Source organism: Cupriavidus necator N-1 (assembly GCF_000219215.1).
Lineage (GTDB): Bacteria > Pseudomonadota > Gammaproteobacteria > Burkholderiales > Burkholderiaceae > Cupriavidus > Cupriavidus necator.
The window spans coordinates 405,271-429,564 of sequence record NC_015723.1 but is presented as its reverse complement, the minus strand read 5'-3'; the positions used below and the strand labels follow the sequence as shown (position 1 = coordinate 429,564).

The 24,294-nt window shown below is 62.4% G+C and carries 19 protein-coding genes and 6 pseudogenes; 11 read left to right on the top strand and 14 right to left on the bottom strand.

The features are described 5' to 3' along the window. Nucleotides 1-33: 33 nt before the first annotated feature. From CNE_RS20070 to CNE_RS43095, 6 genes and pseudogenes are all read right to left on the bottom strand, one after another. Nucleotides 34-1,236 (bottom strand): annotated as a pseudogene (locus tag CNE_RS20070) (2-isopropylmalate synthase); the annotation flags it as partial. A gap of 26 nt (nucleotides 1,237-1,262) precedes the next feature. Next, nucleotides 1,263-2,360: a Leu/Phe/Val dehydrogenase gene (locus CNE_RS20065; protein WP_013952106.1), complete on the bottom strand. Its 1,098-nt coding sequence runs from the start codon at nucleotides 2,358-2,360 to the stop codon at nucleotides 1,263-1,265. Nucleotides 2,361-2,607: 247 nt separating this feature from the next. Continuing rightward, nucleotides 2,608-4,005 (bottom strand): amino acid permease, encoded by a 1,398-nt coding sequence (locus tag CNE_RS20060; RefSeq protein WP_013952105.1) that lies wholly within the window; start codon nucleotides 4,003-4,005, stop codon nucleotides 2,608-2,610. 265 nt (nucleotides 4,006-4,270) lie between these two features. Further along, nucleotides 4,271-5,365: a branched-chain amino acid aminotransferase gene (locus tag CNE_RS20055; RefSeq protein WP_013952104.1), complete on the bottom strand. Its 1,095-nt coding sequence runs from the start codon at nucleotides 5,363-5,365 to the stop codon at nucleotides 4,271-4,273. A 183-nt stretch (nucleotides 5,366-5,548) separates the two neighbouring features. Then, a complete protein-coding gene (locus CNE_RS20050) occupies nucleotides 5,549-5,815 on the bottom strand; it encodes a DUF6537 domain-containing protein (protein ID WP_013952103.1) in 267 nt (88 codons plus the stop codon). 33 nt (nucleotides 5,816-5,848) lie between these two features. Then, nucleotides 5,849-6,056: pseudogene (locus CNE_RS43095) on the bottom strand (hypothetical protein); the annotation flags it as partial. Nucleotides 6,057-6,172: 116 nt separating this feature from the next. Here CNE_RS43095 and CNE_RS20045 point away from each other — a divergent pair. Continuing rightward, a pseudogene (locus CNE_RS20045) lies at nucleotides 6,173-6,418 on the top strand (LysR family transcriptional regulator); the annotation flags it as partial. Nucleotides 6,419-6,780: 362 nt separating this feature from the next. Here CNE_RS20045 and CNE_RS20040 read toward each other — a convergent pair. After that, nucleotides 6,781-7,551: an IclR family transcriptional regulator gene (locus CNE_RS20040; RefSeq protein ID WP_013952100.1), complete on the bottom strand. Its 771-nt coding sequence runs from the start codon at nucleotides 7,549-7,551 to the stop codon at nucleotides 6,781-6,783. A 97-nt stretch (nucleotides 7,552-7,648) separates the two neighbouring features. Between CNE_RS20040 and CNE_RS20035 the strand changes: the two genes are divergently transcribed. From CNE_RS20035 to CNE_RS20015, 5 genes are all read left to right on the top strand, one after another. Then, nucleotides 7,649-8,629, top strand: a complete 981-nt coding sequence (locus tag CNE_RS20035; RefSeq protein WP_013952099.1) for a Bug family tripartite tricarboxylate transporter substrate binding protein — start codon at nucleotides 7,649-7,651, stop codon at nucleotides 8,627-8,629. A gap of 43 nt (nucleotides 8,630-8,672) precedes the next feature. Continuing rightward, the gene (locus CNE_RS20030) at nucleotides 8,673-9,356 is read left to right on the top strand and encodes an RraA family protein (RefSeq protein WP_013952098.1); all 684 of its coding nucleotides are present in this window, start codon (nucleotides 8,673-8,675) and stop codon (nucleotides 9,354-9,356) included. After that, complete coding sequence (locus CNE_RS20025; protein ID WP_013952097.1) at nucleotides 9,353-10,288, top strand: hydroxyacid dehydrogenase; 936 nt, start codon at nucleotides 9,353-9,355, stop codon at nucleotides 10,286-10,288. The genes CNE_RS20030 and CNE_RS20025 overlap by 4 nt, the downstream gene beginning before the upstream one ends. A gap of 92 nt (nucleotides 10,289-10,380) precedes the next feature. Next, nucleotides 10,381-11,346, top strand: a complete 966-nt coding sequence (locus CNE_RS20020; RefSeq protein ID WP_013952096.1) for a Bug family tripartite tricarboxylate transporter substrate binding protein — start codon at nucleotides 10,381-10,383, stop codon at nucleotides 11,344-11,346. 12 nt (nucleotides 11,347-11,358) lie between these two features. Further along, nucleotides 11,359-12,282, top strand: a complete 924-nt coding sequence (locus CNE_RS20015; RefSeq protein WP_013952095.1) for an SMP-30/gluconolactonase/LRE family protein — start codon at nucleotides 11,359-11,361, stop codon at nucleotides 12,280-12,282. 98 nt (nucleotides 12,283-12,380) lie between these two features. On the opposite strand, the gene CNE_RS20010 is transcribed toward CNE_RS20015, so the two are convergent. Continuing rightward, nucleotides 12,381-13,649, bottom strand: coding sequence for a patatin-like phospholipase family protein (locus CNE_RS20010; protein WP_049800632.1), 1,269 nt, complete (start codon nucleotides 13,647-13,649; stop codon nucleotides 12,381-12,383). A 718-nt stretch (nucleotides 13,650-14,367) separates the two neighbouring features. Between CNE_RS20010 and CNE_RS20005 the strand changes: the two genes are divergently transcribed. The 4 genes from CNE_RS20005 (at nucleotide 14,368) to CNE_RS19985 (ending at nucleotide 16,958) form a co-directional block, all read left to right on the top strand. Next, nucleotides 14,368-15,066, top strand: a complete 699-nt coding sequence (locus CNE_RS20005; RefSeq protein ID WP_013952093.1) for a hydrolase — start codon at nucleotides 14,368-14,370, stop codon at nucleotides 15,064-15,066. A gap of 214 nt (nucleotides 15,067-15,280) precedes the next feature. Next, nucleotides 15,281-16,009, top strand: a complete 729-nt coding sequence (locus CNE_RS19995; protein ID WP_013952092.1) for a YoaK family protein — start codon at nucleotides 15,281-15,283, stop codon at nucleotides 16,007-16,009. 12 nt (nucleotides 16,010-16,021) lie between these two features. Next, a complete protein-coding gene (locus CNE_RS19990) occupies nucleotides 16,022-16,621 on the top strand; it encodes a TMEM175 family protein (RefSeq protein ID WP_013952091.1) in 600 nt (199 codons plus the stop codon). Continuing rightward, the gene (locus tag CNE_RS19985; protein WP_013952090.1) at nucleotides 16,611-16,958 is read left to right on the top strand and encodes a phospholipase D-like domain-containing protein; all 348 of its coding nucleotides are present in this window, start codon (nucleotides 16,611-16,613) and stop codon (nucleotides 16,956-16,958) included. Before CNE_RS19990 ends, CNE_RS19985 begins: the two co-directional genes overlap by 11 nt. A gap of 136 nt (nucleotides 16,959-17,094) precedes the next feature. Here the strand turns inward: CNE_RS19985 and CNE_RS39330 are convergent, their stop codons facing one another. After that, complete coding sequence (locus tag CNE_RS39330; protein ID WP_013952089.1) at nucleotides 17,095-17,589, bottom strand: SgcJ/EcaC family oxidoreductase; 495 nt, start codon at nucleotides 17,587-17,589, stop codon at nucleotides 17,095-17,097. Between the two features lie 540 nt (nucleotides 17,590-18,129). Here CNE_RS39330 and CNE_RS19980 point away from each other — a divergent pair. Continuing rightward, nucleotides 18,130-18,483: a hypothetical protein gene (locus CNE_RS19980; protein WP_013952088.1), complete on the top strand. Its 354-nt coding sequence runs from the start codon at nucleotides 18,130-18,132 to the stop codon at nucleotides 18,481-18,483. A gap of 115 nt (nucleotides 18,484-18,598) precedes the next feature. On the opposite strand, the pseudogene CNE_RS19975 reads toward CNE_RS19980, so the two are convergent. From CNE_RS19975 to CNE_RS19960, 5 genes and pseudogenes are all read right to left on the bottom strand, one after another. After that, nucleotides 18,599-20,011, bottom strand: a pseudogene (locus CNE_RS19975) (efflux transporter outer membrane subunit). After that, nucleotides 19,998-20,639, bottom strand: a pseudogene (locus CNE_RS43090) (efflux RND transporter permease subunit); the annotation flags it as partial. The pseudogenes CNE_RS19975 and CNE_RS43090, both read right to left, overlap by 14 nt. Nucleotides 20,640-20,641: 2 nt before the next feature. Further along, a pseudogene (locus CNE_RS43085) lies at nucleotides 20,642-21,742 on the bottom strand (efflux RND transporter permease subunit); the annotation flags it as partial. 4 nt (nucleotides 21,743-21,746) lie between these two features. After that, a complete protein-coding gene (locus CNE_RS19965) occupies nucleotides 21,747-22,985 on the bottom strand; it encodes an efflux RND transporter periplasmic adaptor subunit (protein WP_013952083.1) in 1,239 nt (412 codons plus the stop codon). A 54-nt stretch (nucleotides 22,986-23,039) separates the two neighbouring features. After that, nucleotides 23,040-24,233 carry an MFS transporter gene (locus CNE_RS19960; protein ID WP_013952082.1) on the bottom strand — a complete coding sequence of 398 codons (1,194 nt, stop codon included), beginning with the start codon at nucleotides 24,231-24,233 and terminating at the stop codon, nucleotides 23,040-23,042. Nucleotides 24,234-24,294 lie beyond the last annotated feature (61 nt).

The following is a 24,294-nucleotide window of genomic DNA, read 5'->3' as shown; positions in this document are numbered from 1 at the left end:
CGGCGTGGCCGGGAGCGCTTATGAAGCGCCGACCGTACTGGATTCCGCCACGCCGAGGGCAATGTGCCTCAGATCGTCATCGGTAATCGCGGCCTTCGTATCCGCCAGTCCCTTGAAGCGGGCGAAGGCAGCGGACAGCCCTTCGTCGTCGGGAAAATGCAGCCCGAGTTCCTGAACCCTGTGCTTGAAAGCATTCCGGCCGGAGAGCTTGCCGAGCACGAGCGCGCCCTTGTCCCATCCAACATCTTCCGGCCGCATGATTTCATAGGTCTCACGGGCTTTCAGGATGCCATCCTGGTGGATGCCTGACGCATGTGCGAAGGCATTGGCACCGACCACCGCCTTGTTCGCCGGAACGATGAACCCCGTGGCCTCGGCAACGGCCCTGGAGGCAGCGACCAGATGCGTGGTGTTCACGCCAACGTCAAGTCCGAACAGGTCACGCCTGGTCTTTACCGCCATGACGACCTCTTCCAGGGACGCGTTGCCTGCGCGTTCGCCAAGCCCGTTGATGGTGCACTCGATCTGCCGGGCGCCACCGTACTTGACGGCCGCCAGCGAATTGGCAACCGCCAGGCCGAGGTCATTGTGGCAATGCACCGACCATATGGCCTTGTCGGAGTTGGGAATGCGCTCGCGAAGCTTCCGCAGTCCCTCGGCAAATTCGACGGGCATGGCATAGCCAACGGTATCGGGGACGTTGATCGTGGTCGCCCCTTCCTTGATGACCCCTTCGATCACGCGACAGAGGAAATCGGGGTCCGATCGACTCCCATCCTCGGGGCTGAATTCCACGTCGTCCGTAAACTGGCGCGCGAAGCGGACGGCAGTGCACGCCCGCAGATACACCTCCTCCGGGGTCATGCGCAGCTTCTTCTCCATGTGCAACGCCGACGTGGCGATAAAGGTGTGGATGCGGGATCTTCTCGCGCTCCTCAACGCATTGGCGGCTCGCTCGATATCGCGCTCATTGGCACGGGCGAGCGAGCAAATCACGCTGCCCTTCACTTGCCCGGAAATCTCCCGGATGGCGTCATGGTCCCCATCCGAGCTGGCTGCAAAGCCAGCTTCGATGACATCGACGTTCAGGGCATCGAGATATTCGGCGACCGCGATCTTCTGCCTGACGGTCATTGCCGCGCCAGGCGACTGTTCGCCATCGCGCAGGGTGGTATCAAGGATGACGAGCTTGTCGCTGGCGCTGGTCGAACTGTGGGGCTTCGGGAATTCGTTCATCGGCTTCCTCCTGGTCGACGTGACGCTCAGTTCGGCCCGATGCCACGCGACAACACCTCGTGCGCCCATGTCACCGCCGCGCGCGCCGGCGCCTGGCCGGTCGACTCCACGCGTTGCGCCAGCCTGAGCACCCGTTCGCGGATGCCTGCCACTTCGTCGCGCAGGGCCGATTCGTCGACACCGCCGAGGTATTCCCGGGCGCAACTCACGATGCCGCCGGCATTGATGAGGAAGTCGGGCGCATAGAAGATCCCGCGCTGGTGCAGGGTGTCGCCTTCGGCGAGCGAAGCGAGTTGATTGTTTGCCCCGCCGGCGACGACCCGGAAGCGGCAGCTTTCGGCCACGGCCGGGGTGATGACGGCACCCAGCGCGCAAGGCGCGAATACATCGGCGTCGACGGCCGTGATGGCTTCCGGCGATACGACGCGGGCGCCAAACTGCTGTTGCGCCTGCGTCGTGCGGCCGGCGTCGATATCGGCCACGGTCAGGGTGGCGCCCGCTTCATGGAGACGGCGGCAAAGCTCCCATCCCACCGAACCCAGTCCCTGGACGGCCACGGACAAGCCGGCGAGCGACTTGCGGTCCAGGCGATACAGCGCCGCCGCCTCGATGCCGACGAACACGCCGTATGCCGTCCACGGCGAGGGATTGCCGCCGAAGCCGCCGTCGCGCGGCATGCCGCTGACGTAGCGGGTCTCGGCCTGGACGGCACGCATGTCGTCCACCGTCGTGCCGACGTCCTCGGCCGTAATATAGCTGCCTTGCAGCGACTCGACCATGCGGCCGAAGGCGCGGAAGAGTTGCTGGCGGTCGGTCTGCGCCGGGGAACGCAGGATCACCGCCTTGCCGCCACCGAACGGCAGCCCGGCGAGGGCGTTCTTGTAGGCCATGCCCTGTGACAGGCGCAGCGCATCGGACAGCGCGTCGACTTCGGCGGGATAGGCCCAGTACCGGCAGCCGCCGAAGGCGGGGCCCAGTCTGGTGTTGTAGATGGCGATGATGGCCTGCAGGCCGGATTCCGGATCGGTCGCGAGCGTCACGCGCTCGTGGGACAGGCCTTCGCAGGTGCCGAAAAGGCGGACAGCGGCCGCCGCGTGGGTACGGTCGTTCAACTTCTTCTCCATGACGTGGGGAATGCAAAGCTGTAGCTCTGCCTTCCTTGACACACCGCCTGGGTTACAGTGCGGTGCGGCGTTGATGGGGCGGGGAGCCCCAATCCCGTTCGGCTGCGGGCGATCTTGTCGCGCCGGCGCCGGGTTGGCATCTTACCCAGTTTCTCGGTGCGGGCGGGGCTGGGGTTTTCGCTTACTCCAAGGTCGGCTTCCACATCCGCTTACCGTGTCTCGGGACTCTTACGGCCAGCACCGCGTGCTACCTGGTGCCACCGTGCAGCACCGCGTTGCGGCGCGCGTACCGGAAGTAGATCGACAGGCCGATCCCCAGCCAAATGAGGAAAGCGATCCAGGTCAGCGCTTGAAGGTGCGCCATCAGGAACAGGCAGAAGCCCACCGATAGCAGCGGAACCACCGGCACGCCAGGACAGCGGAAAGCTCTCGGCAGCTCGGGACGGGTCCGGCGCAGCACCAGCACCGCGATCGAGATCAGCGTGAAGGCGGAGAGCGTGCCGATATTGATCAACTCGGCCAGCACATTGAGCGGCACGAATGCGGCGATCATCGCGAACACGATGCCGACGGTCCAGGTGGCAAAGAATGGGGTGGCGTGCACCGGGTGGACCGACGACAGCTTGGCGGGCAGCAGGCCGTCGCGAGACATGGCAAAGATGACGCGAGTCTGGCCAAAGGTCATTACCAGGATCACCGTGGTCATGCCGAGAATGGCGCCCAGGTCGACAAAGCCAGCCACCCAGTTCTGTCCCGCGTACTGCAACACCAGCGACACGGGATGGTCGATGCCGGCGAACTTGGCGAAGGGAACGACGCCAGTCATGATGGCCGCGACTATCACGTATAGCACTGTGCAGACCGTCAGCGAGCCGATGATGCCGACCGGCAGGTCGCGGTGCGGATTGCGCACTTCCTCGGCGGCTGAGGTCACCGCATCGAAGCCGATAAAGGCGAAGAACACCAGCGCCGCCGCATTGAAGATGCCGGATACCCCGAACGGCGCGAATGGCTGCCAGTTGGCCGGCTTGACATGCCAGACGCCGACCGCGATGAACAGCACCACCACCGAAATCTTGATTGCCACCATAAGGTTGTTGAGACGGACCGACTCGCGCACGCCGCACGACACCACCCAAGTGGTGATCAGCATGATTAGGAAGGCCGGCAGGTTGAACAAGGTGTGCACGCCCGGCACAGCCCCCGGAGCCGCCGTCAGCGCCGCCGGCAAATGCAGACCGAAACCCGCCGCCAGCGACTGGAAGTATCCCGACCAGCCCACCGACACCGCCGAGGTAGCCAGGCCGTATTCGAGCAGAAGGTCCCAGCCGATCATCCAGGCAATGATCTCGCCCAGAGTCGCGTAGCTATAGGTATAGATCGATCCCGACACCGGGATGGCGGAGGCGAACTCGGCATAGCACAGCGCGGCGAAGCCGCAGGCCATGGCCGCGATGACGAAAGACACGGTCAGCGCCGGGCCGGCGGTCAAAGCGCCGGTGCCGGTCAGCACGAAGATGCCGGTGCCGATGATGGCGCCGATGCCCATCAGCACGAGGTCCACCGGACCCAGCACCTTCTTCAGGCTGCAAACGCGTCTGTCCACCAGCATGGCGTCAATGTCTTTGGTTCGGAACAAGCTCATATAGGTGTCTCCTGCATGTGCTGCCGAGCGATCGCACGGGCCCGCGCCGGAGATGGCGACGAGTCATGCGGGCGCGAAGGCATCCGGGCAGCGTGCTGCCGGGGTCGACGGCACGGCTTGCCGGCACGCAGGTCGCGCCCCGGTCCCGGTATTTGTTGGAATTACCCGGACCGCCCAGGCCACGGGGACAGACGTCAAACCGAATCAACGCGGCGCGCACGGCCCTCCGATTCCTTGCACGCCGCTGATGTCAAACACGCCGGTCTCAATCGACGTGATGAACCCATCCGAACGGGTCGGCGATCTTGCCGCGCTGGATGCCGGTCAACAACGAACGGAGGCGTTGCGTAACTTCGCCTTCCCCACCATTGCCGATCGTGAACCCCCCACCAGCGTGACGTACCTGCCCGATGGCGGTGACGACCGCGGCCGTGCCACAGGCAAAAGTTTCCTTAACCCTGCCACTGGCTGCATCTGTGCGCCACGTCTCGAAGTCGTATGCTGTTTCATTGACCGGAATACCCTCGTGCCTGGCCAGTTCGATGATCGAAGCGCGCGTAATGCCCGGCAGGATTGTCCCTGTTAATGGGGGCGTGCGCAGAGAGCCGTCATCCATCACGAAAAAAACATTCATGCCCCCGAGCTCCTCGATCCAGCGGTGCTCCGCAGCGTCAAGGAACACGACCTGGTCGCAGCCATTGGCCGAGCCCTCGGTCTGCGCGATCAGGCTGGCTGCGTAGTTGCCGCCGCACTTGGCCGCGCCGGTGCCGCCTGGGGCCGCTCGGGTGTAGCGATCCGAAACCCATACGGTCACCGCCGACTTGCCGGCCTTGAAATACGGGCCGACCGGGCAAGCAATCACGCAAAATACAAATTCGGCCGACGCGCGCACGCCGAGAAAATTCTCCGAGGCGAACATGAATGGACGCAGGTAGAGGCTTCCATCGCCACCTGGAATCCAGGCGCGGTCAATATCGACGAGCGCTTCCACGGCTTGCAAAAATGTGGCCTCGGGCAGGTCGGCCATCGACATGCGGGCAGCAGAGGCGCGAAAACGCCTTGCGTTCTCCTGTGGTCGGAACAGCGAGATCTTGCCGTCCTCGCCACGGTATGCCTTCATGCCCTCGAAGATTTCCTGCGCGTAGTGCAGTACTGCGCAGGCGGGATCGATTTGGAAAGGACGGCGTGCTTCGACCTTGGCGTCATACCAGCCGCGACCGTCGGTCCAACGGATCGTGACCATGTGATCTGTGAAAATGCGTCCGAACGTCGGATTTGCCAACTTGGCAGCGATCTCATCGGCGGGGGTGGGCCCGGGATGAGGCTCTACAACGAACTGTAGTTGATTTTCCGTATTCATTTTTCAGTGTTCCGAGGATGTTGGGCCATACGGCCCTGGCCGCCGCGGTAGTGTCGCCGGGGCGGGTGCCTTACAAGGGTGGAGTGCTACTTGCCAAAGAGCGGCGCGCCTTCGCAAGCCCCACCACCGCCAAGCCGGACGCGCTCGATCCTGCCACAGGAAACTGTTCTGCTGCGGCCGGAGTCAGGCAGCAGCACTCAACGCGCCACTGCGAAATTGGCCCAGCAACGCCGTCCGCCGCTGCGCCGTCTTCTGCATATTGACCTCCTTCACATGGCCGAAACTGCGAATATCGTCTGGTAGTGAAGCCATTGCGACAGCAGTGTCAAGTTTGCCGTCGCTCAGGGACTGCGCAAGCTCCTCCACCGTGGCGAGATACTCGGCAATCAGTTGCCGCTCTGCGCGCCGTTCGGTAGGCCTGCCGAATATACCGAAGGCGGTGTCGCGCAAGCCCTTCAGCCGCGCCAGCAGACGGCCGTCATGGAGCCCGCCCAGCGGCGAGCTCCGGTACCCGGAATAAAGCCGGCGGTATTCAATCCCGCGGCCCGGTCGCGGGCCTATTGCCGCAGTGGCAGTCGCCCCAGCGCCTGGGTGCCGCTCAAGTAGACGCGGCCTCTTTTGAGGGTGTCCTTGTCGTCCAGGCTGGCCGCGGCCAGGGATTCGCGCAGGTTGGCGATAGTGGGGTATTCACGATGTCTGTCTCCGCATGCTTCTTTTGTCCGGAGGAGTGTAGGAAGCGCCCGCGCCATCGTAAAATCAAAAATTCCAAAACCTGATATCCACAAAACATATAGCGGAGGGATGGACATGGCCAGGTCTCGCGAGGCACCGGAAAGGATCGCCGACGAGACTACGCTGCTGCAGTTCCGCTACTTCGCCGCAGCCGCCGAGACCAGGCAGTTTTCGAAGGCGGCCACCACCGAGCATGTGTCGCAATCGGCCATCCCCAATGCGGTGCTGACACTCGAGCAGCATCTGGCGGTGCGCCTGTTCGCGTGCCTGCCCCAAGGCGTGGCGCTGACCGCCGAAGGTCACCATTTCTACCAGCACGCACCTGCCCAGCCTGCTGGCGCGCTTTCGCACCAAATACCCGGACAGGGCGTGAATCTGAAATGACGAGTCGTGGACGAAGATGGGGCTGCTGATCGACGCCCCGATGCCAGACCGTCATGGACGAGGACCACTTGGGCAATTGGTCGCTGTTCACCAGTATGTGGCAGCCGAACAGGGTAAGAGCAGAGTTCCGCCGCATCGACTAACGCGTCCCCGCTTGAACGGCGGCTAGGCTATGAAAGCGGACTTTGCCGTCACGGAGGCCTGAGCGGCGGCAACGGGTCGAAAAGCGACGACCGGCTCGCGACTGACAGAGGTCATCTACGATTTCTATCGGCTCTTCATGCCCCACATCTGCAATATCAAGGGTGCCAGGTCGACGGCCTTTCAATTTGCATCGCAGGCCGTTGACTGCCTGCCATGGCATACGAAAGCTTGTTCGCCGCGTCGACGACTGTCTGTGCCAGCTCCAGCAAACGCTCTTCGCTTAGCCGGGAAGTCGGTCCTGAAATACACATGGAGCCAAGCAGCCGCCAGTGCAATCCGAACACCGGTGCAGACACACTCGAGACTTCGGCCTCGCGCTCGCCAAGCGACAGATGAAATCCACGGCGGCGGATCATTTCATAAAGCTCGCCCGGCTCGCCTGAGAACGCCAGGATGACGCGGCCTGGCGAACCGCTGTCCAGCGGCAGTGCCGCCCCGATCCTGACGTGATGCCGGATGGCCTGCGGTCCTTCGACCCGGACGAGGCAGGTTCGCTGTTGTCCCTCCCGGACGTAGAACGAAGCGCTTTCGCCGGTCTTGATCGTCAGCTCCCGCAGCACCGGCTCCACCACTTCCTGAACGTTGAAGGTTGCCTGGTAGCACGCGCCCAGCCACCCTGCTGCGCGGCCGAGCCGCCAGTTGCCGTCTTCCTTCTGCACCAGATAGTTGTCCGCCGCCAGCGTGCGCGCCAGCCGCAGCACGGTGGTCTTGTGGATGCCGGTCCGCCGGCTCAGTTCGGCAAGTGAGAGCTGGGGGTCGTTCACCCCGAACGCTTCGAGTACGCGCAGGGCGCGGGTGACCGCAATGACGCCCCCAGCGCCATCGTCGCCCCTTGAAGCGCCCTTTGGGTCACTATTCGCATTCATAGAACGAAACGGGGTGCACAGTATGAAACGCCATTGTATGCCGTGAAACGGTCGATCACAATCCGAATCACAACGAAACCGAGATTCGGAGACAGTAATGAAGGCAATTTCCCGTCGCTGCATATTCGTGCTTGCAACAGGTCTGGTTCTGGCGTCCGCCACGACCCAAGCCGCGCCGCAGTACCCCACCAAGCCCATCCGGGTCATCGTGCCTTTTCCCGCCGGCGGGGGCACGGACATCATTGCGCGAGAAGTCACCAATACGGTTGCCAAGTCGACCGGCTGGGTCTTTGTGGTGGAGAACAAGCCAGGGTCCGGTGGCAACCTCGGGGTGGACGCGGCAGCCAAGGCGCCGGCCGATGGCTACACCATCGTCATGGGGCAGACCAGCAACCTTGCCATCAATCCCTCGCTGTATGAACGGTTGCCATATGACCCACTGAAGGATCTGACACCCATCAGCCTGGTGGCATCCGCGCCGCTCGTGCTGGTGACCCATGTCAATTCGCCTTACAAGACGCTGAAGGACGTGATCCAGGCGGGCAAGGCAAAGCCCGGCGCCATCAACTTCGCCTCTCCGGGCAACGGAACGGTGGCGCACCTTGGCGGTGAGCTGCTTCAAACGACCGCGAAGGTGAAGTTCACCCATGTCCCTTACAAGGGCGCAGCGCAGGCGGTCAACGACCTGATGGGCGGACAAGTCGATCTCTACATGGCCTCGGTGCCTACGTTGCTCGGGCATATCAAGAACAACCGGATGCGGCCGCTCGCGGTGACGTCTCCCAAGCGTTTGCAGGACCTGCCTCAGGTGCCGACCGTGGCCGAGTTGGGCTATCCCGGCTTTGATACCGCGACCTGGTTCGGCTTCGTCGCGCCTGCCGCGACACCGAAGGACATCGTGGTGCGCCTGAATATCGAGTTCAACAAGGCGCTCAAGTCTCCGGCGCTTGCCACCAAGCTGGACGAGCAAGGTGCATCGGTGCTGACTGGCACGCCTGAGGCGTTCAGTGCGCTGATCAAGCAGGACATCGGACGCTGGGCATCGGTCATCAAGGCCTCCGGCACGAAGCTGGATTGACGCCCTTATCTACCCATCTATTTCATATTGCCTGGAGTCCATCATGACCTTGCCCAACATCATCAAATCGTTTGAGCGCGTGCCTGCCGAGATCGTGGCGCGGGCTGCCAAGTTCCAACCGGCGATCCTGTCCGATGTCGGCGGACGCCGCGGTGCGTTGCATGGCCGGATCAGGGCCTTGCGCCCGAGCATGAAAGTCGCCGGGCCCGCCTTCACTGTCGAGGTTCGCCCCGGTGATAATCTGATGATCCACGCAGCGCTGGCGCTGGCGCAGCCGGGCGATGTTCTGGTCGTCGACGGCAAAGGTGACCAGACCTCTGCGCTGATGGGAACGATCATGATGCATGCCGCTCGCCAGCGCGGCCTTGCTGGTGTCGTCATCGACGGCGCGGTCCGCGACAGCCTCGAGCTGGAGGAAATGCAGTTCCCGGTCTTTTCGGTGGGCACGAACCCTAACGGCCCCACCAAGGAAGTTGGCGGGCGCATTGGACACCCCATTTCTGTTGGTGGCGTCACGGTGAACCCCGGCGACTACATCTGCGGCGATGCCGATGGCCTGGTAGTGGTGGAGCGCGAGAAGATCGAAGCCTTGCTCGATGCCGCGGCAAAGAAGGAAGACGCAGAAGCCCAGCGCATTGCCCAGATCAAGGAAGGCAATACCACCGCGCCCTGGCTGCTGGCATCGCTGGTGACGGCGGGCGTCCTGAAGCAGGGAGAAGCACTGTGACGAACAAGCAAGTCATTATCGTCACGGGTGCCGACCTCGCGCCGGAAGCCCTCGCGCTGTTGGATGACCATGAGATCGTATTCGCGGGGAAAACGCCCCAGACCGCCGATATTGCAGCACTGGCAAAGGAGCACAACCCGGTCGGCATTATCGTGCGCTACGGCAGCATAACCGCTGAAGTCATGGACGCCGCACCAGCCTTGAAAGTGATTTCGAAACACGGCACCGGAACTGACACCATCGATAAAGCCGCCGCGCAGGCGCGCGGCATCACGGTGGCCGCCGCGGCCGGGGCCAATGCCGCCGCCGTGGCTGAACATGCCTGGGCGCTGATCCTTGCGTGCGCCAAAGCTGTTCCACATCTCAACGATCGCATGCGCCAATGTCATTGGGACAAAGCAACTTACAAGGCCGTCGAACTGAACGGTTGCACGCTCGGTATCGTGGGGCTCGGAGAGATCGGCCGACGCGCCGCCGTGATTGGTGTGGCGATGGGCATGCATGTCACCGCTTTCGATCCTTATGCGACGACGGTCCCGGAAGGCGTAACGCTTGTCGACCTGCCTCGGCTGTTCAGGGAATCGGACGTGGTGTCGCTGCACTGCCCATTGACGGAAGAGAACCGTGGCATGCTGAACCGTGAAACACTGGCGACGTTCAAGGACGGCGCGATCCTCGTCAATACGGCACGAGGCGGACTCATCGACGAGCCTGCACTGGCCGAAGCCCTGCAGAGCGGCAAACTGTATGCCGCTGGCCTGGACAGCTTTGCCGTGGAACCGATGCCCGTGCCGCATCCGTTCCGCGACATTCCCAACCTGATCCTGTCGCCGCACATCGGCGGCGTCAGCAACGCGGCGTACGTGAACATGGGCGTTGGGGCAGCAAAGAACGTCCTGGCGGTGCTGCAAGGCGTGGCTACGCCGGCCTGACCGACGCACGGCTGCGTCATCAACTAGAACAGAAGTGTCGCGGGAGGACCCGACGGACGGTTAGGTCTCTCCCGCAGCACAAGGAGACAAAGGTGCTTTCTCGAACAATTGGCTGCCTGGTGGCAGCAACGACGCTGCTTGTCAGCCTGTCCGCAGTGGCGGCGTACCCGGACAAACCGGTCCGCATCATCGTGCCGAATCCTCCCGGCGGCGCCGTCGACGTCGTGACGCGCAAGGTCGCACAGAAGCTCACCGTGCAGACGGGGCAGAGCTTCGTCGTGGAGAACAAGCCGGGCGCGTCCGGCACGATCGGCACGTCCCAGGTTGTCAACGCACCCGCCGATGGCTACACGCTTCTGGCGAACGACAACTCCTATACCACGCTCCCCTATGTCTTCAAGAAGCTGAACTGGGACCATCAAACAGCTCTGGTCCCTATCGCGCCGTTCGCATTTTCGCCGGTGGTGCTTGGCGTCAAGGCCGATTCGCGCTTCAAGGACCTGGCTTCCCTCGTCAGCTATGCCAAGGCGCATCCGGGAGAGGTGACGTTTGGCACCGGCGGCCCCGGTAGTTCGCCGCATTTTGCTGCCGAGGCGTTCCAACAGGCCGCAGGTATCAAGCTGATGCATGTGCCGTACAAGGGGGCTGGTGAGGCCATGGTCGGGCTGCTGTCCGGTAGCGTGGATCTGCTGGTCGTGTCGACCCCGACCGCGCTGGCGCCGGTCAAGGGTAATCAGATGCGTCTGCTGGGCATCAGTGGAAAGACCAGGGTGGATGTGTTCCCGAGCGTCCCTACGTTCGCTGAAGCTGGTGTACCCAACTTCAGCCTGTTCAACTGGTCAGGCCTTGCCGCGCCAAAGGGCACGCCGAACGATGTCATTACGCGCCTGCAAACGGAAATCCAGAAGGCGCTCCAGGCGCCCGACATGAAGACGTTCCTTGCGCAGATGGGGTCGCAGCCAGGCAACCTGGACAGCCCCGCGTTCGCGCAGTTGATTCAGCGCGAAACCGCACAATGGGCAACGGTTGCGCAAAAGGCGCATATTGAGAAGCAATAACCAGGAGCGGCGATGTTCCTACTTCAGCAACCGGCCGTACGCGATGCACAGGTGCTCACGCGGCTTCCGGAGTCGTTCCGTCGGCACGACCCCGACAACGCGTGGGCGCATGCCAATCGCGGCGGGGCGACGATCGACTCATTCCTGGAGGGGCCGGTCTGGGCCGATGGCAATCTCTGGGTGACGGACATCCCCTACGGTCGCATTTTCCGTGTTTCGATGCAGGGCGACTGGGAGCTTGTTGCCGAGTACGACGGTGAACCGAATGGCATGAAGCGCCTGGTCAGCGGTGATTTCCTGATCACTGACTATCGCAACGGCCTGGTGCGTCTGTATGCAAAGTCGGGAACCGTAACCCCGTTTCTTGAGCGTAGGAATTCGGAACGCTTCCGAGGCGTCAACGACCTGACCTTCGATTCGCAGGGCAATCTCTACTTCACTGACCAGGGCCAGACCGGCTTGCACGATCCGACCGGCCGCGTCTATCGGCTGACGCCCGACGGCAAGCTGGACGTCCTGCTGGACAACGCACCGAGCCCGAACGGTGTCGTCCTCTCGCCTGACGAGAAGGTGCTGTTCGTCGCGATGACCCGCGGGAACAGCGTATGGCGCGTGCCGTTGCAGGCCGACGGTTCGGTCAGCAAGGTCGGGCAGTTCTTTACCTCTTACGGCCCGAGCGGCCCCGACGGTCTGGCAATGAGATCGGATGGCCATCTGCTGGTGGCGAATCCTGGACTTGGTTATGTCTGGGTGCTCAACCATCGCGCCGAGCCTGTGGAGGTGATTCGTAGCCCCGGCGGCACATCGCTGACCAATCTGTGCTTTGGCGGCACCGAGGGCACCACGCTATTCATGACCGAGTCGACCACCGGGACGATTCTGTGCGCCGACATGTCGGTGGGCGGTGCACCGGTGCACGGAGGACGGCTGGCATGAACGGAATATCGGGCGTTCTCGCCATGCCGGACACCTCCGCCAGAGCGCCGCGGCCGAGCAGCAAGAACGCGGCCTCACCCACGCCGCGTGCCGCGGGACTATCGCGCCTCGGTCGATTCGCGCTCGAACTCACGGATCACCGGGTTGCCAAGGATGGCATCCCTTCCCGCCTCGATCAGGCGATCGACGTCCTTCTCGGGCAGACGAAGTCTGGTCGGCAGATCGTTCAGACTTGCAGCACGCTCCTTGTCGAGGGCCTCAAACGAGATCCGCGTGACGAAGAATTCGACTTCATCGCACCGCCAGCCTGGGCGGCGTGCAGCGATCTCCTGCTGCCGGGAATGCGGCATCCCACACCGATACGCCACGAGGTCGTCGCGCCACTGCCGCATCATGGGAACGAAGGCGTCATAGCTCATTCGAACGTTGGTCGCCATTGCCGCGTCGATGGCCGCGCTGGCGACTTCGATTCCGGATGGGCCACCCTGGCTTCGGTTCCAATCGCCGCGCGGGCCCTGACCGGCGTCAACAACGATGAAAAGCAGCCGCCGCACATTGATCGCGTCGTTCTCGCTCATGGGACCGTAAGCCGTGCCCAGCAGCAGACGCGTTTGCAAAATGGTGGCCAGGCCGTAGTTGTCGGTCACCCCGCCGTCGACCAGCTTGATGTACTTTCCCTTTGAAGTGTCCCGGTGACCGCGAACGGCGGTTGCCAACGCGCCAAGCAGCAGCGATTGCCCAGGCCTCTGGACGTGGTCAAGGCTCGGCAGCGGTGCACTACAAGCCTCGGGATATTTTTGAAGGACGATCGGTGCGAAGAAGAGCGGGACCGCCATGGATGCGGCGACGGCCTCGGAAACGGGAAAGCTCGCGAGATCACTGCATAGCGCATCGAATGCCAGCTGGCTGAACGGGAACGCGACCCGGTAGTAGACGTTTGTGGCGTTGATCCAAACGATTGGCTTGCCGCGGCGGAACATGTCGGCGTACGTCGCGCCCTTGAACACGTCTTCGTCGAGCCATGTCCGGAGATCTTCCCGATCGTTGAGGCCCCCCGCGAAGAGGCGCGCAAGGTTGACCGGATTCAGCAGACTGAAGCGAAGTCCCGCCTCTCCGTCCTTCAAGAGCACTGATCGAAAGGTCGCCAGGCTGTCCTTGCCGTGCAGACCGTAGTACGCCGCGGTGATGGAGCCTCCGGACACGCTGCTGATGAACGCGATGTCGTCGAGCAGGGACGCGCCCCCAGGACTTCTCATGGCGTCGAGCCCCTGCAGAGCGCCGAAGGCGAAGGCTGCGGCTCGCGTGCCACCGCCAGAGAACGACATGGCGACGGTTGTCTGGCCGGCGATGTCGGTGGGTTCGCGCAAGGCCGCGGATGCGCTGCCAGCCGCGGCCTGAGGCAGATTGCGCGGAGCATTGTGAGGAAGCGACCCGCAGGCACTGAGTCCCGCAAGTAGAAGCAGCATCAGAGTGCGGTAGGCCCTGCCGCAGGCGTGTCGCTCTCTCCCTGCCCCCCCCACTCGCCAAGGCAGGCCGCTCTTGCGGCGAAGAGTGTGGTCATGTCGAAACTTGCACATTGGACTAGGTCAGGAACGGGTTCGGCGTGGTGGCGGCCCGCAGGAAGGGAAGGTCGAGTTTCGTTGCCGCCAGGACCCAGTGTGTCCGGGTCCCTCGGAATATTACGGCATCTCCATGGGGGCCGCACGACCCGCAGATGGCGCCTGAGTAGCTTCGGAAGAAGGTTGGAGGGCGGGCGAAGATCAATCCGGTACCGAATGCTAACTTGACCGACTTTGATTGGTTCGTTTGGTGCCACGCCGCTAGCGGTCATCTTCAATCGACTCCAAGTTATCGGAGCCGCCACGCTCGCGAGTTCCAGGAATCAAACCGCTCACCGGAGCCAGGATCTCACATCCACAGATCATCAAATTTTTTGAACTATATTTACAATTCAGGCTGGCTGTTTCCGCACTTTCCTTCGTTATAGTTCTTCACATTGACGGCGCGACAACGCAACAGAGCGGACAAAGCGTCGCCACGCAAAGAACCCAGAATCATTGAATAAATTTCATCTGAGAGAGCACCATGTCGAACGCCAAACTGGAAGTCCTGACCCCGCGCAACAGCCAACTGATCATCATCGACCACCAACCCCAGATGGCTTTTGGTGTGCAGTCGATGGACCGCCAGACCATGAAGAACAACGTCGTGGGCCTGGCCAAGGCAGCGAAGATCTTCGATGTGCCGACCACCATTACCACGGTCGAAAGCGATTCATTCTCCGGCTATACCTACCCCGAACTGCTCGACGTCTTCCCCGGCAAGAAAACGCTCGAACGCACCTCGATGAACTCCTGGGACGACCAGAAGGTGCGCGACGCGCTGGCCGCCAATGGCCGCAAGAAGATCGTCGTGGCCGGCCTGTGGACCGAGGTCTGCAACACTACCTTCGCGTTGTGCGCGATGCTTGAGGGCGACTACGAGATCTATATGGTGGCCGACGCATCGGGCGGCACGACCAAGGAAGCCCATGACTACGCCATGCAGCGCATGGTCCAGGCAGGCGTGGTGCCCGTGACCTGGCAACAGGTCATGCTGGAATGGCAACGCGACTGGAAGAACCGCGAAACGTACGACGATGTGATGGCCGTGGCCAAGGAACACTCGGGCGCCTATGGCATGGGGGTCGACTATGCCTATACGATGGTCCACAAGGCCGCGCCACGCACGGCAACCACGCACGAATCGCTGGCTCCCGTGCACGCGCCGGTCGTCGAGCGCTGATGCATGTCTGCCACCAGTCATCCCTCGGAGCGCACAAGATGATTCCAGGTCGAAGCGTAGCCAACGGCGCCCTCCTGCTGGGATGCTGGCTGGCCATCAGCACGTCCAGCGTAGCGGCGGCAGCGATCGTCGCCAACGCACTGATCGCATGATCGCCCCCTCCGCGGGGGCCTTCCCCCGCGGGCATGCCCCTGCTACAGGATGGATCTCAACCATGAGCGCAAACGTCAACGCATCAGACAATACAGAAACAAACGAAAACCCCAGTCTCTGGGAAATATGCAAAGCACCAATCCTTCTTACTATTGTGGGCGGCGCCATCGACACGATTGGCTTTATTGCGCTGCTGGGCTTCTTCACCGCACACGTCACCGGAAACCTCGTGCTCGCGGGAGCGGCATTCGTCAAAGGTGGGGCCGGCTTATGGATTAAGCTCGGCGCCATACCACTCTTCATTGTCACTGTCATCATCAGCAAAATGCTGATTGACCGCAACCAGCGGACCCACCAGACCCACCAGACCTTAGGTTGGCTGTTTATTGCTGAAGCGACCTTCTTGCTGGGTTTCATGGTCGCCGGCCTGTATCTCGAACCGTTCGATAATCCGGATGGCGCGGGCCTTGCTTTGACTGGAGGCCTCGGCCTTGTCGCACTTGCCGTCCGAAATACTGCCAGCAAGACACTGATCAAGTACATCAGCCCCAGCACCATGATGACCGGGAACACCACCCAGTTGGGTATCGATCTGTCGAATTACCTGCGTGCCAGGACACGCACCAATTTCCAGGATCTTCTCAAAAGCGCAAGTGTTGTGATCGGCTTTGTGATCGGGGCTTTCCTGGGTGCATCCCTCTATGTGACGATCGGATTCTGGAGTGTCCTTCCATTTATACTTCCCGTCGCATATATGGCGCGCATGGCATTTCGCAACCAATTCAGATGAGTGAATGACATCATGAGCATCAGCACAAACAGGCTTGAATCATTCAGCGATGGTGTCATTTCCGTAAGCTTGACACTCATGTTGTTTCAACTACAGGTTCCGGAAGGCTTTTCGCTTAAAGACATCCTTAATAATTCCTCTAATTTTTTCGGCTATGTACTAAGTTTTGTTTACGTCGGAATATACTGGAACAACCATCATCACCTGTTTAAAGTTGCCCGTGGAATTAACGGCAAAATTATGTGGGCGAACCTCCACTTGCTGTTTTGGCTAAGCATGATTCCATTCACCACCACCTGGACCGGAAAGTCTGCCTTCGCGCAGACACCGACGGCAATGTATGCATTTGTCCTGTTCATGTGCGCCGTCTCTTACTCACTGCTCACGAGACTCATCATCAAGTATGACGGCGAACATTCCGCACTTGGGCAAGCCATCGGAAACGACCTCAAAGGGAAGCTCTCCATCCCTATCTACGCATTAGCGATCCTGGCCAGTTTTTTCAGCAGCGTAGCTTCGTTTTTCATACTGACCTTGATGGCTGGCATATGGTTTTTTCCCGATTCTCGCATTGAAAAATATCTGCTCGGTAGCAATACCCATGAACTCTGACGGTATGGGGCTCAGGATTGAGCCAGATGTACGGGCACCAGAATACGGAGCATGCCACGCTCCGTTGGCACATCTGGAACACAAAGCAGCCATGGGCTTCGTGACCCGTAACGGTGTGGAACTGCGGACCAACGACGATTTCCACATCCATCACGACAAGACGACTATCGTCGACGGCAACACGGTCGAAACGGGCTCCTTCAATTTCGCGCCGTCCGCCGAGACCGTCAACTCCGAGAATGTGGTCGTCATTCGAGACATGCCGGAAGTTTCACGCCAGTACATCGAGCATTGGCAATCACGCTGGGATCTCGGGAAGGCATATCCCACATCCTGACTGGCGCCAGCTTGTAGGATCGCCGCGACAATCGGGCTCTTCCCGGCCAGTTGCTGCCGGTGATGTTCGCGCTGCCAGCGGCAGCAATACACGGGAAGAAGCCGCTCGCCGCCATTTGTCAAAGTGGCTAGGCGGTTTACTTTGTTGGCGCAGCAGGTGCTGGTACTGCGGACGAGTGATGATCCACAATCAGCCATCGCCCGTTGCGATACCGATAGACAAAACTGAATCGCGCAGGACGACTCACCGGCTTACCAGCCGCGTCGACGGCCGGTCCAACGAAGGTATATGTGCCGGTGTTGATGGCCATGTCATCATGCACACGGATACGTTGCTCACCAAGGATTCCCTTGTAATAGGGAGGCGCCGTACGCAGGAAATTGAAATACTCGCGAACGCTCTCAGGATTGTCACGAATCGTGGGAGACGTGGTGCCCCACAGCACGGCCTCGGGGTCGTACAGTGCGAGAACTTGTTCCTGATTGTGGCTGCTCATCGCGTCGATCCAGGCGCGCGTCGCCGCGGCAACCTGCTCTTTTGCGACATTGTCATCAGTTGTGGTCGTTGCACAAGCCGACAGTACTGTGCTGAGGACAAAAACAATGCTTAACGATGCTGAGCGAGCGGACATGCTGGGTCCCTTTTTGTACGTTACCAATCGATCCGTATCGTGCCGTAAGCTCGCACTACCAGCTTCGGTTTGTACGGACCGTATTTCGTACGGTTGTACACGTCGAAGTTACCCGCCCTTTTGCAGCGCGTCAATTAAACCAAGCAGACGAAATAACGCTATCGCGCGAGGGACTTCTTCGTTTTAACGTCCGCAATCGCGGCATTGCTGCCGTCGGAAGTTCGAAGCTTAACGGCAGCAACGGGTCGAGTACGGCCTTGGGCTAGCTCGCTAGCACCACGGCAAAGAGCAGCACGCCCTTCCCCACGCGCAATCCGATATTCAGGTTGACCAGGAACGACGACGCGGAACGGACGCCGCTGATCTCGCGCGGGAGGCAAAGCCGCTGCTCCTTTGCCTTCGGGCCGCGGTTCAGCCCCGCTGGAATCGCAGGCGCGGTCCTGACACGGGCGCATCCATGGATGTCGGTTCGAAAGTGAACGGAAGCGGGCGAGAGGCCGATGCAGACTTATCTCCCTACTGTGCCGCTGGGGAATCCTGATGTGCACCCACCTCCCTTTGCTTCCAGCTTTCGCCGCGCTGATCGTTGCCGGGTGTAACACGGCGCCAATTCCGCCAGGCAAACCGGTTGATATCCCCACCGCCCTGCAACAAGTCGCCGCCGGACTGTGCGCATTCAAGAAAGATGCTGAGGCAAGAAAGCAGGGCTCCTTTGACTCGGTCACCGTGGAGCTCGACCTGACCATCGATGGCGCGAAGGACCCGCCGGTGGCTGTGGCACCTGACATTCAGTTCATGCCGACAGTCAGCTATGGACAGACCATTTCTGTAACCAAGGGAAGCAAGCTGACCATGACGCTGAAGAATGTCGATGCCTGCGACATGTCCAAGTGAGCTAGCAAATTCTAAGTCGGCGACTTCATCCGAGCTCTATGGGTTGGCTTAGATGCCATTCCAATAGAGCGCCGTTTCTACCCAGCACGGAACGGTGACCGCTGGCGCAACGAGTTTAGTGGGTATCTTCTTCAACCTCCCAACCACCGCCCGCAGCAGCGAAAATTCGCACGAGGTTCGTCCGCAGGCTCGCATCGGACGTAGCCCGTCGCGACTCTGCGTCGAGAAGATCACGTTCGGCCACCAACACGTCCAGCAAGCCCACATAACCGAAACGGTACTGCGCTCGCGCCAGTTCGGCCGCGCGCCGATTCTGGGCCACGCCCGCTGCGAGCAACGTGTTTCACTGCTCGTTCAGGTAGGCCGACATCGCGCTTTCCATGTCCTCCAGTGCATCGAGCACTGCCTGCTGGTATGCCAGGAAGGCTTGCGTCTGCCGCGCATCGGCAGCGTCAATCTGTGAGCGGATGCGACCGAAATTCAGCACCGGCTGCACCAGCCCGATGCCGATCCCCCACGGCGTTGACGAGAACGGCGTGGCGTCCTGCACGCCGAACAGCGCGCTTAGCGAAATCTTCGGGAACAGTTCTGCGACCGCCGCCTTTCGTGCGGAGATCGAAGCGACGAAGCGTCGCTCCGCCACCCGCACATCCGGCCGCGTGGCGATCACTGAGGCCGGGGCCGAAACCACGATACGCCCGTCGAGCGGCGGCTGCGGCGCTGCGGCCACCTCCTTCAGGTTGCCCGGCGTCCGACCGAGTAGCGCGGACAGCCGGTTAGCCGCGGCGTCCCGCGCAGCCCGGAGCGACGGCACGCGCGACTCGGTCGTCGAAGTCTGCGCGGCCGCGCGCTGCACGTCCAAGTTGCTCACCAGCGCGCCGCGCAGCTGGGCTTCCACCAGCTTCAGCGTCCTGCGCTGCGTCTCCAGGTTGCTGGTCGTCAGTTCGATCTGCCGGTCCAGGTTGCGCAACTCGAAGTAGGTGCGCGCCACCTCCGCCAGCAGCGCCACGCGCACGGCCTGCTCGCTGGCTTCGGTCGATTGGAGGATCGCTGTCGCTTGTGCCGTGCGGGCCTGGTTGCGGCCAAACAGGTCCAGTTCCCATGCCGCCGATAGGGCCACCTGGTTCACCGTGACCGACTTGTCGTTGGTCAGCAGCCCGCGATTTCCGCGCTCGCTGCTCGCCACGGCGGTTACCTCCGGGGCCAGCGCAGATTGCGCCTGCAGCCGCGCTGCCCGCGCCTCTTCTACCCGTGCCCGCGCAATTCCCAGCGACTTGTTTCCGGCAATCGCCTCACGGATCAGCGCCTCCAGCGCGGCGTCGTGGAAATGCGACCACCATTGCTGGTCGACCTGTGCATCGTCGTGGCTGACGACTAGGTCGGCGTCCGCCTGCGCGGGCGCCAGTGTCTGCCAGCGCGGCGCGACGTCGACACCGGAGCTTTGCGGCCCTACCGGGCTCGTGCAACCGGCTACGACAGCCGCAGCGGCAGCAAGGACCGAGGCAGCCAATCGCTCAAGCTTCAACATGCTTCTGCACCCTTTCCTTCCGCGTGATGCGCTTTTCCAGGTTCCGGATCAGGACATATAAGACCGGCGTCAGGAACAGGCCAAAGAACGTGACGCCGATCATGCCGAAGAACACGGCCACTCCCATGGCGTGGCGTATCTCGGCGCCGGCACCATGTGACAGCACCAGCGGCAGCACCCCCATGATGAAGGCGATCGACGTCATCAGGATCGGCCGCAGGCGCAGGTGCGCAGCCTCGATGGCTGCCGCAAGCGTGTCCTTGCCCTGCATTTCCAGTTCTCGGGCAAACTCGCATATCAGGATCGCGTTCTTGCAGGCCAGTCCTATCAGCACAAAGAACCCTATCTGCGTGAAGAGGTTGTTCTCCCCGCCGGTCAGCCAGACCCCCGCGATGGCCGAGAACAGGCACATCGGGACGATCAGGATGATGGCCAGCGGCACGAACGGGCTTTCGTACTGCGCGGTCAGCACAAGGAACACCAGCAGAATGCAGATGGGGAACACGATCAGCGCAGTGTTGCCGGCCAGGATCTGCTGGTAGGCCAACTCGGTCCATTCAAAGGCCATGTCGCCCGGCAGCGTGTCATTCAGGATGCGCGTGATTGCCGCCTGCGCCTGTCCGGTGGAGTAGGCGGGTGCCCCGCGCGCCAGGTCTGCAGGAAGACAATCACCACCAGCACGATGGCTTCGAGCAGCGTATGGATAACCGCCTTGATCGAATCGTGTACGAACGTCGTCGGGTCATAGGCAATGCGGTACTCCAGGCCATCGGGGAAGTGCTTGTTCAGTTCGGCCATCTTGGCGCGGACGTTGTTCGAGATGTCGATAGCGTTCGCGCCCGGGGTCTAGAAGATCACCAGCGCCAGCGCCTGCTGGTTGTCGAGGAGCGCGCGCAGGGCGTACTCGCTCGCGCCCATCTCCACGCGCGCTACGTCCCTGAGGTAAGTGACCACGCCCCCCTCGCGCTTGACGATGATGTTCTCGAACTGGTCCAGGTCGGCCAGGCGGCCCTGCACGTTCACGGGCAACTGGATCTCGACGTTGTCCTTGTACGGCGGCCCGCCCACTACGCCAGCCGCCACCTGGATGTTCTGCTTGCGGATCGCGGCCACGACCTCGTCGGGGGTCATGTTGCGCTCGGCGATCTCCTGCGGATTGAGCCAGACGCGCATCGCATAGTTGCCCGAACCGTACAGCTTGATCTGGCCGATGCCGGGAATCCTGGACAGTTCGTCCTTGACGTTCAGCAGCGCGTAGTTGCGCAGGTAAAGATTGTCATAGCGGTCCGACGGCGAGATGAGGCGGACGACCATCGTCAGGTCCAGCGAACTCTTGACCGTGCTGACGCCGAGCTGCCGGGTCACCTCGGGCAGGCGCGGGAGCGCTTCGTTGACGCGGTTCTGCACCAGTCGCGCGGCGAGGTCGGGGTCCGTGCCAAGCTTGAACGTGACCGTCAGCGTCAGCACGCCGTCGCTGGCAGCCTGCGAGGACATGTACAGCATGTTCTCGACGCCGTTGATCTGCTCCTCCAGCGGCGTGGCCACGGTTTCGGCGATGACCTTGGGATTTGCGCCGGGGAACTGCGCGCGCACGACCACCGACGGCGGCACGACTTCCGGGTATTCGGAAATCGGCAGCTTCGGAATGGCCAGCACACCGGCAAGGAAGATAAGGATTGAGATGACCGCCGCGAAGTTGGGCCGGTCGACAAAGAACTTAGACAGATTCATGCGACTACTCCGCCCCGCGTGGTGCCGTCGAGGCGGCGGTCTTCACTTCGTCTTCAGCCAGTTCCTTCGGCGTAACTGTCGCATCGGGCTTCGCGAACTGCAGCCCGCGCGCGATCACGCGCTCGCCTGGCTTGAGGCCGCTCGCGACCACATGCCTGCCGTCGAGCCCCGTGCCGAGCGCGACTTCCCGATAGGCCACCTTGTTGTCCTGGCCAACCACGTACACGAACTTCTTGCTCTGGTCGCTGCCGACGGCCACGTCCGGCACCACCAGGGCCGACGTGTCGCCACTGCCGGCCAGCCCGATCGAGACGAACATGCCCGGGACGAGCGCCCGGTCGCGGTTCTCGAACTTCGCCCGCGCGCGGATCGTGCCGCTGCGGGTGTCGATCTTGTTGTCGATCGTGTAGATCACGCCCTGGTAGATGCGCTCCATATCGCCCTGCACGCGCATTTCCACCGGGATGTGCTGCTCCTTATTCTGGGTCTCGGCATGGCGGCGGATAGACTGGACGTAGGCCTGTTCGTCGACGTCGAAGTCGGCATAGATGCCGTCATTCGACACGATGCGGGTCAGCACGGGCGCATTCGCGCCGGGCTGGACCAGGTTGCCGAGGGTGACTTCCGCCCGGCTGATGCGGCCGGCAATTGGCGCCTTGACGTAGGCATAGTCGAGATTGATCTCGGCCTGGCGCAACGCGGCTTCGGCCGCCAGGACGGCCGCCTTGGCCATGCGGTCTTCGTTGGTGCGCTGGTCGTGCAGGCTCAGCGGGATCGCCTCGGCGTCGATCAGGCCCTTGGCACGCTCACGCTCGGCGGCTGCGAATTCGGCACGCGCTCGGGTCGACGCCAGTTCGGCGCGGGCACGGGCCACGGCGGCCTCGTAGGGACGCGGGTCAATGACGAACATCACATCGCCCGCCTTCACCGTTTGCCCGTCGCGCACGCGGACTTCCACGATTTTTCCGCCCACTTCGGGCCGGACCAGCGCTTCGTCCACCGCATTGAGGCGGCCAGAGAAGTTGGCCCAGACGCGCACGTTCTCGGGCGCCAGTGTCTTCACCAAGACCTCGGGCGCGGACGCCGCCGGGGCTGTTGCCGCACGCGTGTCCTTCAATGCCATCGTTGCGACCAGCGTGCCAGTCGTCACGACCAGTACCGCACCTGCCAATAGCCACCGCCGCCTAGCGGCCCGGCTTTTCTGTCTGCCATGCTCTGCTGCCCAATCCATCGATTGATTCATCCGTGATTCGATCCACTCACGCGCCGCGCGCCTGTCGGGGTTCGCTCCTCAGCTTCAGCGCGCCGAACCGGACGTGGCGCCGCCCACGCCGGTCGGTCGCACTTCCGGCCGGGCGATCCGCTGTCGCGCCCATTCGGCGACAAACAGCGCCACTACCAGAAAGACCGCACCCACGAGGCCGAGGGCATGACGGTCGAACCAGGCGATAGCCGCGCCGCCGATGACGCCTGACATCGATACGCCGATGTAGATTGCCGCCGAATTCAGCCCCAACAACAGCGGCGCGGCAGCCGGCGTGATACTGATGAGCCGGTGCTGCTGCGGGACCAGCACACCCCAGCCGCACACGCCCCAAACAATGAGTGCGGGAACGGCGCTCGCCAGAGATGCCGACGTCAGGGGCAACAGCGCGAAGTCGATGACCAGGGCGGCGATGGCAACGTTGATGATGCGGCGGCTGCCGTAGCGATCGGTCAGGCGGCCGGCGGCGAGATTGCCGGCGGTCGCCGCCACACCCCACAGCAGCAATAAGGCCGCCAGCACGCGTGAGTCGCCACCAGTGGCGCGGTCGAAGCTCAGGGCGATGTAGGTGTAGACGAGGAAGAGGCCCGCATAAACCATCCAGGTGGTCAGCAGCGTCAGCAGCACGCGAGTGTCCGCCAGCGGTGCGAGCCGGCGCGACAGACTGATGGCCGGCGGCGTCGGGATCTCCGGCAGGCGCCAGGCCACGCCCAGCCCGGCCAACGTGCCGACGGCGGCCACGAACCACATCGTCGCCCGCCAGTCCAGCGCACCGCCGATGAAGGTGCCCAGCGGCGCGCCTAAAGCCGTCGCGCTGGACAGCCCACCGATCACGATGGCAAGCGCCCGTCCACGCTGCTCTGGCGGCACCAACGACGCCCCTGTGGCGGTCGCGGTCGGACTGAACATCGCCGCGCCGAGGCCCGCGATCAGCCGGCTGGCCAGCACCAATTCGATGTTCGGCGCCAGGGCGGTCACCACATTGCCCACCACGAACACGGCGAGCCCGGCGAGCAGCAACCGCTTGCGCGGCCAGTGGGCTGCCGCCGCGGCGATCACGGGCGACAGCAGCGCATAGCTCATCGCATACAGCGTGACCATCTGCCCGGCCAGCGCCACGGATACGCCGAGCGAGGCCGAGACCTGCGACAGAACGCCGGCAACAACGAAGCTGTCCGTGCCAATCGCGAACATGCCGCTGGCGAGGACGATAAGACGTCTATCCATGTGAGAGTCCTTCGCGGCACACCCGGCCGCCTATTGAGGGAATTGCAGGACCACAGCCCGC